Genomic DNA, 12224 nt, shown 5'->3' on the forward strand with positions numbered 1-12224 from the left:
CTGCACCGCCCCGCGTCTACCTGCGCTTACTTCCGGGTCGTTGCCCCTGTGGACTAGTCTGCGGACAGTACGAAGGCGGTGTGTGACGCATCAAACATCTAGGCAGCAACCCCTATCCCGGAAGCCCTACCCATGGGTAACGTCCGGGCCGTCCACACCCCCCATGCCCTGTAGCGGCGCCGGCGCCCCACGAGGAGCAGCAGTCTTGCGCGAGTTCAGCCTTCCGGCCCTGTACGAGGTTCCGGCCGACGGCAATCTGACGGACCTCATCCGACGCAACGCCGCACAGCATCCGGATGTCGCTGTGGTCGGCCGCAAGGTCGACGACCGGTGGGAGGACGTCACCGCGACCGTGTTCCTCGCGGAGGTCCGTGCCGCCGCCAAGGGCCTGATCGCCACGGGGGTCTCGCCCGGCGACCGGGTCGCCCTGATGTCCCGCACCCGCTACGAGTGGACGCTGCTCGACTTCGCCATCTGGAGCGCGGGCGGGGTCACCGTGCCGGTGTACGAGACGAGTTCACCGGAGCAGGTCCAGTGGATCCTCAGCGACTCGGGCGCGGTCGCCGCCCTGGTCGAGACCGGGGTGCACGAGGCCGCCGTCGAGGCCGTACGGGACACCCTGCCCGCCCTCCACCACGTCTGGCGGATCGAGGGCGACGCGATCGAGACGCTGCGGAAGCTGGGCGCGGACGTTCCGGACGAGGTGGTGGACGAGCGCTCCTCGTTCGCCAACGCCGACTCCGCCGCCACCATCGTCTACACCTCCGGCACCACCGGCCGCCCCAAGGGGTGTGTGCTCTCGCACCGCAGCTTCTTCGCCGAGTGCGGCAACGCGGTCGCCCGGCTCAAGCCGATCTTCAACACCGGTGAGTCGTCCGTGCTGCTCTTCCTCCCGGAGGCGCATGTCTTCGGGCGGCTGGTGGAGATCGCGGCCGTGCTCGCGCCGATCAAGCTCGGGCATGTCCCCGATGTGAAGTCGCTGACCGACGAACTCGCCGCCTTCCGGCCCACCTTGGTGCTGGGCGTGCCGCGCGTTTTCGAGAAGGTCTTCAACTCGGCACGGGCGAAGGCCCAGGCCGACGGCAAGGGCAAGATCTTCGACAAGGCGGCCGACATCGCCATCGAGTACAGCAAGGCGCTGGACACCCCGGGCGGCCCGTCCCTCGGCCTCAAGTTCAAGTACAAGGTCTTCGACCGGCTCGTCTACAGCAAGCTGCGGGCCGTGCTCGGCGGCCGCGCCACCCACGCCATCTCCGGCGGCGCACCCCTGGGCGCCCGGCTCGGCCACTTCTACCGGGGCATCGGCTTCACCGTGCTGGAGGGCTACGGCCTCACGGAGTCCTGCGCGGCCACCACCTTCAACCCCTGGGACCGGCAGAAGATCGGCTCCGTCGGCCAGCCCATGCCCGGCTCGGTGGTCCGCATCGCCGATGACGGCGAGGTGCTGCTGCACGGCGAACACCTCTTCACGCAGTACTGGAACAACGAGGCGGCGACGGCCGACGCGCTCTCCGACGGCTGGTTCCACACCGGGGACGTCGGCACCCTCGACGAGGACGGCTACCTCACCATCACCGGCCGCAAGAAGGAGATCATCATCACCGCGGGCGGCAAGAACGTCGCCCCGGCGGTGATCGAGGACCGCATCCGGGCCCATGCCCTGGTCGCCGAGTGCATGGTCGTCGGCGACGGCCGGCCGTTCGTGGGCGCGCTGGTCACCGTGGACGAGGAGTTCCTGCCCCGCTGGGCGGCCGAACACGGCAAGCCGGAGGGTGTGACCGTGGCCGAGCTGCGGGAGGACCCGGATCTGCTGGCCGAGATCCAGACGGCGGTGGACTACGGGAACGCGGCGGTGTCGAAGGCGGAGTCGGTGCGGAAGTTCCGGATCCTGCCGACGCAGTTCACGGAGGACTCGGGGCATGTGACGCCGTCGCTGAAGCTGAAGCGGAATGTGGTGGCGAAGGACTTCTCGTCGGAGATCGAGGCGATCTACCAGAGCTGACGCCGGTGGGTGGAGGGTCTGGGCTCCGCCCAGACCCGGACCCCCGGAGCCGCCTTGGGATTTCACCCCAGGCCCGGCACCGGGCGGGGCCTTGGGATTTCACCCCAGGCCCGGCACCGGGCGGGGCCTTGGGATTTCACCCCAGGCCCCGCCCGGTGCCGCGTGCCGCGTCGCTCGCCGGGCGGGCTGGGTTTTCGGCGGGGCACGGAAAACACCGGGGCGTCCGGGCGGGAGGGCTCAGAGCACCGTCTGCGACCGCTCGAAAACCGGGGCGTCCGGGCGGGAAGGCTCAGAGCACCGTCTGCAACCGCCCGAAAAACCGGGGCGTCCGCCGGGCGGGAAGGCTCAGAGCAGCGTCTGCAACCGCTCCGCCAGCAGGTCCCAGCGCCAGCGCTCCTCCACCCAGGCGCGGCCCCGCTCGCCCATCCGCCGCCGTAGCCCCGGGTCCTCCAGCAGCGCCACGATCCGCTCGGCGCTCTGCTCGGCGGAGCCACCCGGCACGACCCACCCCGTCTCCCCTTCCAACACCGCGTCCGGCGCGCCGCCCGAGTCGCCCGCGACGACCGGCAGCCCGGTCGCGGACGCCTCCAGATAGACGATGCCGAGCCCCTCGACATCCAGTCCGCCGCGACGGGTGCGGCACGGCATGGCGAACACATCGCCCGCGCCGTAGTGCGCGGGCAGCTCCTCCCACGGGACGGGCCCGGTGAACCGTACGGAATCGGCCACCCCCGTCGTCTCCGCCAGCCTGTGCAGATCCTTGGCGTACGGCCCACCGCCGACGATCAGCAACACGGCGTCCGGCACCCGCCGCAGGATCGCCGGCATCGCCTCGATCAGCGTGTCCTGCCCCTTGCGCGGCACCAGCCGCGATACGCACACCACGACAGGCCGGTCCGCCAGCCCCAGCCGGGCCCGGACCTCCTCGCCGCCCGAGCCGGGGTGGAACGTCTTCTCGTCCACCCCCGGCGGCAGTTCAACCATCCGGGCGGCGGCACGCGGGTCCAGGGCCGCGGCGATCCGGGAGCGGGTGTACTCGCCGAGATAGGTGATCGTGTCCGTGCCCTCACCGATCCGCCGCAGCAGCTGCCGCGAGGCGGGGAGCTGCGCCCAGGCCGCCTCATGCCCATGCGTGGTCGCCACCAGCCGCCTCGCCCCCGCCTTCCGCAGCGCCGGGGCCATCAGCCCCAGCGGGGCCGCGGCCCCGAACCACACCGAGGAGCAGCCGTGTTCGCGCAGCAACGCGGCCGCGCGGCGGGTGACGCGCGGCGTGGGCAGCAGCATCGTCGTACGGTCCCGCACGACGGGATACGGCTGCTCGGCATCGAAGCGCGCGGTGGCCTCGGCGCCCTCCTGGCCGCGCTTCCAGGTGGACGCGTAGACGACGATCCGCCCCGGGTCGAGGCGTAGCGCGATGTTGTGCAGGAACGCCTGGATGCCGCCGGGGCGTGGCGGGAAGTCGTTGGTCACGAGCAGGGTCTTGTCCATCGGGGCCGACAGTACCGGGTGGGGGTGCGAGCGGTGGCTTCTCCCCCACCCCGCCCCTTCCCGAAACCGGGGCTCCTCCCCGGACCCCGTCCGGGGGCTCCGCCCCCACACCCCCACCCGGGGCTTCGCCCCTGGACCCCAGGACGCCCTCCGGGCGTGTCCTCAATCGCCGGACGGGCTGAATTTCGCCCCTCGGCACTTCACGAGCCGGCCCGGGGCCTTGGCCACAGCCGGGGCCCGGCCCCCCGGGGCATGGTCTGGGGCGGAGGGTCAGCCGAGCTCCCCCGCCACGTACTTGCGCCACAGCGCCGTGAACTTCCCGAGGCTCACCCCCAGCACCCCCCGCAGCGCCGACTCCACGGCCCCCGACCGCTCCGGCGCCTTCCCCACCGCCCGGTAGAACTCCACCAGCCGCTTCCCGCCCCACCGGTCCGCGATGAGGCGGCAGGCGAGCCAGCCCTGTTCGTAGGAGCGGGAGAGGCGGTCGGAGTCGCTGCCGAAGCGGAAGTCGTCGTCGCGCGGGAGGGACCGGGGCAGGTGGCCGGCGGCGAGGGAGGCGGTGAGTTCGGGGGCGATCTGGCGGGGGGTGCGGCCGGGGGCGCGGTAGCCGACCCAGTCGGCGAAGCCTTCGGAGAGCCAGAGCGGGGTGGCGGCGGTGGTGGCGGCGCGGGTGGCGACATGGGCGGTCTCGTGGGTGATCACGACGCGGCGGCCGAAGTGGCCGAGGACCTGGTACGCCTCGGGGTTGACGATCACGCGGTCGGCGGGCGTGGCGTAGTCGCCGGACCCGCCGACCTCGCCCGTGGTGACGGCGGCGATACCCCGGTAGCCGCTGGCGGAGGCGCCCAGGAGGGAGGCCATCCGGTTGAGCGAGGCGGGGACCTCGACCACGACGCGCCCGGCCCACGCGTGGGGCCAGACATGGCCGAGGGCGGGCACCGCGTGGTCCGCGGTGTCGGCGACCGCGTGCAGCAGCCGCCGGTCCTGGCCGACGCCGAGGACGAGGCTGTGGTGGCCGCGTACGACGTCGACCGTGCCCTGCTCCCAGAGCTGCTCGGTGGCGCGCTTGCCGTCGACCACGCCGTCGTCGGAGGCGACGTACCACCGCCCGCCGCGCTGGGCGAGGGTGAGGTACTGGGAGGAGACGACCGGCGCGGTGTCGTATCCGGCGAGCCGGTAGCGGAGTTCGACCTGCGCGGCGATGCGGTGGCCGGTGCCCAGGGCGGGCTGGAAGCCGCCGGTGCGGACGAGCCGGTAGGTCCACGAGCGCAGGGGTACGGCGGACATCTGGGTGAACACCCGGCGCTGCTCGGTCCGGTAGCGGGCGGAGCCGCGGTCGACGGTGGCGAGGAAGGCGCCGGCGTCACGGTCGCGGATCGCCGCGGCCCGCCGGTCGAGCAGGCGCTGCACGGCCCGGCCGTCCCGGCCCTCGGGGTCGTCGGGCGCGGCGACGGGGCCGCATCCGGTCACCGCGACGAGGGCGAGCGCACACACCAGCGGCAGGCGCAGCAGCGCCCGCCATCCGCCCGACCTCCACCGTCCCGACACGCCTTAGATCGTACGAGCCCGTGCGCCGGCTTCAGACGCGTGTGATGGAAGAGATCGGCATCATGCCGACGGGGTCGTAGCGGACCCGCGCCCCGGGGTGCGGCGCGTGGATCACCTGCCCGTTGCCCGCGTACATCGCGACATGGCTGGCGTCGGAGCGGTAGACGACCAGATCTCCGGGGCGGGCCTGGGACAGCGGCACCGGCTGCCCGGCTTGCGCCTGGGCCTGGGAGGTGCGCGGAATGGCCACTCCGGCGCGGGCGTACGCCCACTGGGTGAGCCCGGAGCAGTCGAAGGCGGCGGGCCCGGCCTGCCCCCATGCGTACGGCAGTCCGACCGCCGCCCGCGCCGCGCCGAACGCGGCGGCCGCCCACCCGGACGATGGCGGAAGGCCCGGAGCGCCGGGGAGGGCGCCAGGGACGGCGCCGGGGAGACTGCCGGGGAGTGCGCCGCGGACACCGCCGTGGGGGGCACCGTGGAGCGCGCCGGCGAGGGCGCCCGGCACACCGTACGGACCGCGCCCGTCGCGCGAGGCGCGCGCGTAGGTCTCCCACTCACCCGGCGGCAGCGCGCCGACCAGCCGCCGCGCGGTCGCCAGCTTGCGCTGTACGGCCCACTTGTGGCGGGCCACGGCCTTGCGGCTGTGCTCCAGCTTGACCAGCTTGGCCGCGGCCTCCGCCCGCTCCTGGCGCAGGGTGCGCTGGGCGCTCTTGAGGACCCGTAACCGGTCGGCCTGCCGGCTGGTGATCCGCTCCAGCATGGCGGCCTTGTCGAGGTAGTGGGCGGGGTCCTCGGAGAGGATCAGGGCGATACCGGGGTCGAACCCGCCGGTGCGGTACTGCCCGCCCGCGAGGGCGCCGAGCGCCATCCGCATCCGGTTGACCCGCTCCTGGCCGCGGGCGACGCGGTCCTGGATCCGGTCCGCCTGGCAGCGCAGCCCGTGGGCGCGTGTCCGCGCGGCGTTGTACCGCTCGGTCGCCCGCTCGGCCTGTGCGTAGAGCGTGTCGATCCGGCTGCTGACGGGCCGGGCGGCCGGGTGGCCGCCGGCGGGATCATGCGGCTCGGCGCCGGCCGGCCCGGCGGACAGCGCGGCGGCGGAGACCACGGCGGCCGCCGAGGCGGTGGTCCAGACGGTGGCCCGGCGGAATCCGGGCTTCGAGGCGCGGCGAGCGGACGTCATGGGAAGCCGCACTCCCTTCCGCAGTGTCGGGGAGACCTGCGCGGCAGACAGTAGCCGTGCGGCTGTGCCCCGAGCCAAGGGAATGGGCGGGCTGACAAACTGACACCCCGCCGGAGACGCAGGTCACGACGGGGTGGGGGTCAGCGCGGGGGTGCGGGGATTCGCCCGAAAGGACGGGGCCCGCACCCTTTCGACGAAGCCTGGGATCAGATCCGCACGCCGAACTGGAACGGCATGTTGTCCATCGACTCGTAGCGCACGTTGGCACCGGGCTTGGGGGCGTGCAGCACCTGCCCGTTGCCCGCGTACAGGCCTATGTGGTGCATATCGCCGTAGAAGAGCACCAGATCGCCGGGCTTGAGCTCGCCCCGGCCTATGTGGGTGCCGGCGTTCGCCTGGTCCTGCGAGATACGCGGGAGCTGGACGCCGGCCTGCTGGTACGCCCAGCCGGTGAGGCCGGAGCAGTCGAAGGAGGACGGGCCGGTCGCGCCCCAGACGTACGGGGAGCCGATCTTCGTCTTGGCGGCGGCGAGCGCGGCGGCGGCCCGCTGCGAGTCGGGCACGTCATTGCCGAGGTTCGCGCGCTGGCTGGAGCGGTTGGCGCGCTCCTGCTCCTTGGCCGCGAGCGCGGCGCGCTCCTTGGCGGTGAGGGTGTTCAGGAGCTGCCGGGCCTTGGCGAGCTTGCCCTGGATCTCGTCCTTCTTCTTGCCCAGCGCCTTACGGGTGTCCGCCAGGTCCTGCAGCTGGGTGGACGCCTCTTCGCGCTGCTGCTTGAGCGTGCGCTGCTTGTCGGCGATCTTCTGCAGCGACTGGGCCTGCTTGCCGCTCAGCTGGCTGAGGGTGGACGCCTTCTCGAGGTAGGTGTCCGGGTCGGAGGAGAGCAGCAGCTGCACGGAGGGGTCGATGCCGCCGGTGCGGTACTGGGCGGTGGCCATCGAGCCCAGGCCGTCGCGCAGCTTGTTCAGGTCCTCCTGACCGCGCGCCACCTTGTCCTGGAGGTCGCCGACCTGCTTCTCCAGCTTCTGCTGCTTCTCCTTGGCGCCGTCGTACTTCTCGGTCGCCTGCTCCGCCTCGTCGTAGAGCTTGTCGACCTGCTCCTTGACGTCCTTCTTGTCCTGCTTCGGAGCGGCCTGGGCGGCCTGGGAAGTGAGGGCGACGGCGGCAGCCGCGGTGACGGTGAAAACGGTTACCCGAGTACGGCTCGGCTGCTTGGGTCGACGGTGGGACGCCACGGGGGCGAGCTCCTTCTTCCTCCAGCCGCCTACCGGGTTTGGGGGGTTGAATCCCCGGCTCCGCGTCAGGGCACGGACTCGGCGGTACCCCCGCTGCCATCCCCGATGGATGATCAACCGCGCGAAGGTTCGAGCCGACCTTAGTGACCCCGCCGTGATCCGTTCAAATCCCAACGGCAAAAAAGTCGCCCTTCGAGGGCATCTTTTACAAACATCACACGGGCAGTGACGGTCAATTGACGCTGTGCTGATAATCAGACTTCACTTAGGTGCGCGCAAGTCGCTTCAGCAACAGGGCCGATGCCACGGGGCGCGCCCCGGCGCGCGCCACCCCGTCGGCCACCTCGCGATCGGTCGACACCACGACCACCGGCCGGCCCGGCGGCTCGGCCCGCACCAGCTGCCGGATCAGCTCGTCCGCGGTCACCCCCGACTTGCTGAACAGCACCCGCACCCCGCGCGGGGGTGCCAGCAGCACCGGAGCGGCCAGATCCGCCCCGTCGAAGACACAGGTCATCTCCGCGCCCGTCTGGGCCGCGAGCACCGCGAGACCGCCCAGCAGCCGCAGCCGCTGCTTTTCCAACGGCATTGTCGGATAACCGGTCTTCGTGACGTTATAGCCGTCCACCACCAGATGCGCCTGCGGCAGCGCGAGCAATTGGTCCAGCAGCGCCGGGTCCGTCTCCGACAGCGCCCTGGTCGCTATGTCCTTCGGCGTCATCTTCCCCGGCTCGACCGCTTCCACCGCGTCCGCCGGACGCATCGACGCGGGCGGCAGCGCCAGTTCGCGCCGTAGCCCCTGGGCCGCGTCCAGCACCGTGTCCAGCAGCAGCCGCAGCCGCATGTCCTCCACGCTGCGCCCCTCGCGCACCGCCCGCCGGCTCGCCTCCAGCGCCGACTCCGCCTCCGCGAGCCTGGCCCGCAGCCGACGCGCCTCGCCGTCGGCGGTCGCCTGCCGGGCGGCCGCCTCGGACCGTACGGAGTCCAGCTCGGCCTCGGCCTTGCGCAGCGCCGCCGCGCCCCGCTTCACATCGCTCAGCGCGCTCCGCAACTTGCGCTGGAGCGCGTCGCTCTCCTTGCGCGCCGCATCCAGCTCGGCGCGCGCCCGCTCCGCGTCACCGCGCGCCGCCGCCTTGGCCTCCGCGAGCTCGTCGCGCAGCCGCTGCAGCTCACGCGCCGCCTCCTCGCCGGCCCGCTCGGCCGACGCCCGCTGGGCCTCCTCACCGGCGGCCTCGACCAGCTTGACCCAGCCCACCGGGCGCAGCACATACGCCACCGCCGCGACATCCACCGGATCGGCGGCGGCGGGCGGCGAACCGCCCTCGATCGCCTCGGCCAGCTCCGGCTGCGTCTCCCGCAGCCGCCCCGCGATCCGCTGCCGGAAGACGGGGTCGCTCTCCACCGCGGCGGCCATCGCGTTCCCCGCGAACTTCGCCCGGCGGGTCGGGGTGAAACGGGCGTACTGCCGCAGCTGAGGTGGCAGTTCGGTGACCGTCAGACCACCGAACGCATCCGCGACGAGCGCCACGACACGCCGCCGCACCCCTTCCGGCAGGGGGCCGTCGAGCGCCTCGGTGACGCCCTCGGCGTCACCGGCCGCTCCGGGGCCGCCCGTCCGCTCCACCACCTGTCATCGCTCCGTTCTCAGGCGCTCGGGCTCGCACTCGGGCGGTCCACCAGCTCAATCTGGTCGACCGCGTTGCACCAGCGACAGCGCACTGACTCAATGGTCTCACTGACCACCTCACGCTCCTCGACTCTCGACTCCCCCGCCAGGTCGAGGTGGACATACTCCACGGCCTTGGTCGAGCGGGTCACATCGAACCGGGTGAGATTGCCGCACAGCGTGCAGCGCCAGCGGGTGTCGGCGGTCGGCAGGGGAACGGCCATCGTCTCGCGTCCTCGCTTCTGGGCTGATCGGCGTCCTGTCACCCTACGGCCTGAGCCCTGGCCTGCGCCGTGCCCGTCTCGCGGCGAGGCACTCTGTGCAGGTTGCACCTGGTACGCGATGATCTGACCATGATCGAGACGTCGGCGGGGCCCGGCCGCCCCCTGATGACTTACACCCTCATGGCCCTGTGCTGCCTGGTCTTCGTCCTGGGACCGGCCTCCGGGCTCAACCCCGGCTATGGCACGGGAAGCGAGCTGGTGGAGGCGCAGTCCGCGTACTTCGAGCGCTGGGGGGTGGTCCCGAGCGCCCTGTGGAGCGGCACCCCCGGCGAGCCGCTGACCCCGCTCACCGCGCTCTTCGTCCACGGCAACTGGCTGCATCTCCTCGGCAACATGCTGTTTCTCTACGTCTTCGGCGCTATGACGGAGGAGCGGATGGGGCGAGTCCAGTTCGCCCTCTTCTACCTCGCCACCGGCTATCTCGCGCTTCTCGGCTACGCCGCCGCGCACGCCGACTCCTCCCAGACCCTGGTCGGCGCCTCCGGAGCCATTTCGGGCGTCCTCGGCGCCTTTCTGTGGCTCTTTCCTCAGGCCCGGGTGACCAGCCTCTTCCCGTTTCTCTTCTTTCTGCCGCTGCGCTTCCCCGCCTGGGTCGTCCTGATCTTCTGGGTCGCCCTCCAATGGCTCGCCGCCCGCGAGGCCGACGACGGCCCCGGCGTCGCCTATCTCGCCCATCTCGTGGGCTTCACGCTCGGTTTTCTCTACGCATGGGCCCGGTTCGGGCGGACGGCTAGAGTGGGCGGCGCAGCCAGGTCCAGCGAGGGAGAAAGCCAGCCGTGATCACTTCGATCGTGCTCATCAAGACCAGCGTGGACCGGATTCCGGAGATCGCCGAGAAGATCGCCGCGATCGAGGGTGTGAGCGAGGTCTATTCGGTCACCGGGGCGCACGATCTGATCGCGATGGTGCGGGTGTCGAAGCACGACGATCTCGCGGACATCATCCCGGGCCGGATCAGCAAGGTGCCGGGGGTCGCCTCCACGGAGACGCACATCGCCTTCCGCACGTACTCGCAGCACGACCTCGAGGCGGCCTTCGCGATCGGGCTCGACAGCTAGGCCCTCGACAGCCAGGCCCCTCGGCAAGGCCCTCGACAGCCGGGCCCAGGGGGCCGCGCCCCCCTGGGCCCGGCTCAGCTCAGCCCCGGGCCGGGACGCAGCGGCCGTCCTCGGTGCGGTAGGTCCACCGGGCGCCGTCCCGGACGAGCTCCCGCACGGCGCGTACGAAGCGCTCCACATGCTCATCCGGGGTGCCCGCCCCGAAGCTGACCCGGATCGCGTTCAGCGAACGCTCCCCGGGCGCCGCCTCGGGCGCACCGCACTCGCCCGGCTCCTCGGGCTCGCTGTCCAGCAGGGTCCGTACCAGCGGATGCGCGCAGAAGAGGCCGTCGCGCACGCCGATGCCGTACTCCGCGGAGAGCGCCGCCGCGAAGTGCGAGCTGTTCCAGCCCTCCACCACGAACGAGAGCACACCCACCCGCGGGGCGTCGTCGCCGAACAGCGACAGCACCCGCACCTCGGGCACCTCGGCCAGCCCCTCCCGCACCTTCGCGATCAAGTGCCGCTCGCGTGCCACCAGGCCCTCGAAACCGGCCTCGGACAGCGCCTTGCACGCCGAGGCGATCGCGTACACCCCGATCACATTCGGCGAACCGGCCTCGTGCCGGGCGGCCGTGGTGTGCCACTCGACGTCCACCCCGCCGGCCCCGTCCTCGACGCGCACCGCGACCTTGCGGCTCGCGCCGCCGCCCGCCAGATACGGCCGCGCCTCCCGCAGCCAGTCGGCCCGCCCGGCCAGGACGCCCGCCCCGAAGGGCGCGTACAGCTTGTGCCCGGAGAACGCCACCCAGTCCACGTCCGCCTCCGCGATGTCCACGGGGTGGTGCGGGGCGAGCTGGGCGGCGTCCAGCACGATACGGGCGCCGTGCGCATGCGCCACCGCGGCCAGTTCCCGCACCGGCCACAGCTCACCGGTCACATTCGACGCACCCGTCACACACACCAGCGCCGGGCCGCCGTCCCGGCCCGCCAGCGCCTGCTCCAGCGTCTCCACCGCCTGCCGCGGCGAGCGCGGCGCGCTCAGATAGCACACCCGCACACCATCCCGCCGCTCCCACGGCAGCAGCGAGGCATGGTGCTCGGTCTCGAACACGAAGACCTCCGTGCCCTGCGGCACCACGGCGGCCAGGAGGTTGAGGGAGTCCGTGGTCGAGCGGGTGAAGACGACCTGGTCGTCCTCGCGGCAGCCGAGGAAGGCGGCGACGTCCTTACGGCTGTTCTCGAACAGATCGGTCGACAGCTGCGAGAGATAGCCCGCCCCGCGGTGCACGCTTCCGTAGTACGGGGCGTACGCGGCGACGTCGTCCCACACCCGCCGCAGGGCGGGCGCGCTGGCGGCGTAGTCGAGCGCGGCGTACGTCACCTCGCCGCCGGTGACCAGGGGTACGCGGACATCGCTGCCCAGCACGGTAAGCGGCTCACAGGTGGCGACAGACGGGTACACGGACATGGCGAATCCTCCCGGGAGGGGTCGTGAATGCGGACGCGCGCGGGCGGAGGCTCGCCGCCGGGGCGCGGAAAAATGAGGTGGAACGGGCCGTCCGGCCCTAGCGCATTCGCTGCATCACGGAAGAACTCCCTCGACCACCAGGACCCCTAGTGCGAGGGGTCCGCGCTTGCCGCAGACCTCGCTGCCTGCGGCCTGGTCATCACCCGGGGCACCCCGCCACGGACGGAGGGTTGCCGGACAGCGGGCCGGGGCCGTAGTCGCTGTCACTCGTGACCTGGGCAGGAGTATGCCATGAGGGGATCGCCGCCCACAGTCC

10 protein-coding genes and 1 riboswitch are annotated in these 12224 nt (G+C 72.3%); of the genes, 3 read left to right on the forward strand and 7 right to left on the reverse strand.

Translation table 11 applies throughout. From position 1 onward, the window contains the following. Nucleotides 1-205 precede the first annotated feature (205 nt). Nucleotides 206-2002: an AMP-dependent synthetase/ligase gene (locus ABZS71_RS08570; RefSeq protein WP_356208435.1), complete on the forward strand. Its 1797-nt coding sequence runs from the start codon at nt 206-208 to the stop codon at nt 2000-2002. Nucleotides 2003-2347: 345 nt separating this feature from the next. Here the strand turns inward: ABZS71_RS08570 and ABZS71_RS08575 are convergent, their stop codons facing one another. From ABZS71_RS08575 to ABZS71_RS08600, 6 genes are all read right to left on the reverse strand, one after another. Next, entirely contained in the window at nt 2348-3490 is a 1143-nt protein-coding gene (locus ABZS71_RS08575; RefSeq protein WP_355853731.1) for a glycosyltransferase family 4 protein, read from the reverse strand. A 270-nt stretch (nt 3491-3760) separates the two neighbouring features. Next, nucleotides 3761-5038 (reverse strand): hypothetical protein, encoded by a 1278-nt coding sequence (locus ABZS71_RS08580; protein ID WP_356208436.1) that lies wholly within the window; start codon nt 5036-5038, stop codon nt 3761-3763. Nucleotides 5039-5069: 31 nt separating this feature from the next. Continuing rightward, on the reverse strand, nt 5070-6218 hold the full coding sequence (locus ABZS71_RS08585; protein WP_356208437.1) for a C40 family peptidase: 1149 nt from the start codon (nt 6216-6218) through the stop codon (nt 5070-5072). A gap of 206 nt (nt 6219-6424) precedes the next feature. After that, nucleotides 6425-7450 (reverse strand): NlpC/P60 family protein, encoded by a 1026-nt coding sequence (locus ABZS71_RS08590; protein WP_356208438.1) that lies wholly within the window; start codon nt 7448-7450, stop codon nt 6425-6427. 265 nt (nt 7451-7715) lie between these two features. Then, the gene (locus tag ABZS71_RS08595; RefSeq protein WP_356208439.1) at nt 7716-9077 is read right to left on the reverse strand and encodes an NYN domain-containing protein; all 1362 of its coding nucleotides are present in this window, start codon (nt 9075-9077) and stop codon (nt 7716-7718) included. Nucleotides 9078-9094: 17 nt separating this feature from the next. Then, nucleotides 9095-9340 (reverse strand): hypothetical protein, encoded by a 246-nt coding sequence (locus ABZS71_RS08600; protein WP_356208440.1) that lies wholly within the window; start codon nt 9338-9340, stop codon nt 9095-9097. A gap of 129 nt (nt 9341-9469) precedes the next feature. Here ABZS71_RS08600 and ABZS71_RS08605 point away from each other — a divergent pair, with 129 nt between their 5' ends. Together ABZS71_RS08605 and ABZS71_RS08610 are read left to right on the forward strand one after the other, a co-directional pair. Continuing rightward, nucleotides 9470-10180: a rhomboid family intramembrane serine protease gene (locus ABZS71_RS08605; RefSeq protein WP_356208442.1), complete on the forward strand. Its 711-nt coding sequence runs from the start codon at nt 9470-9472 to the stop codon at nt 10178-10180. Then, nucleotides 10177-10458, forward strand: coding sequence for an Lrp/AsnC ligand binding domain-containing protein (locus ABZS71_RS08610; RefSeq protein WP_355853752.1), 282 nt, complete (start codon nt 10177-10179; stop codon nt 10456-10458). The genes ABZS71_RS08605 and ABZS71_RS08610 overlap by 4 nt, the downstream gene beginning before the upstream one ends. A 79-nt stretch (nt 10459-10537) precedes the next feature. Here the strand turns inward: ABZS71_RS08610 and ABZS71_RS08615 are convergent, their stop codons facing one another. Continuing rightward, on the reverse strand, nt 10538-11908 hold the full coding sequence (locus ABZS71_RS08615; protein ID WP_356208444.1) for an aminotransferase class V-fold PLP-dependent enzyme: 1371 nt from the start codon (nt 11906-11908) through the stop codon (nt 10538-10540). Between the two features lie 157 nt (nt 11909-12065). Beyond that, nucleotides 12066-12183, reverse strand: a riboswitch (SAM riboswitch). Between the last annotated feature and the right edge of the window lie 41 nt (nt 12184-12224).

This window comes from Streptomyces sp. NPDC005393, assembly GCF_040606675.1.
Classification (GTDB): domain Bacteria; phylum Actinomycetota; class Actinomycetes; order Streptomycetales; family Streptomycetaceae; genus Streptomyces.

Excerpts from the sequence above, each read along its gene's own strand:
- ABZS71_RS08575 (WP_355853731.1), bottom strand. The coding sequence starts at position 3,490 with ATGGACAAGACCCTGCTCGTGACCAACGACTTCCCGCCACGCCCCGGC.
- ABZS71_RS08585 (WP_356208437.1), bottom strand. The coding sequence starts at position 6,218 with ATGACGTCCGCTCGCCGCGCCTCGAAGCCCGGATTCCGCCGGGCCACC.
- ABZS71_RS08600 (WP_356208440.1), bottom strand. The coding sequence starts at position 9,340 with ATGGCCGTTCCCCTGCCGACCGCCGACACCCGCTGGCGCTGCACGCTG.
- ABZS71_RS08605 (WP_356208442.1), top strand. The coding sequence starts at position 9,470 with ATGATCGAGACGTCGGCGGGGCCCGGCCGCCCCCTGATGACTTACACC.
- ABZS71_RS08615 (WP_356208444.1), bottom strand. The coding sequence starts at position 11,908 with ATGTCCGTGTACCCGTCTGTCGCCACCTGTGAGCCGCTTACCGTGCTG.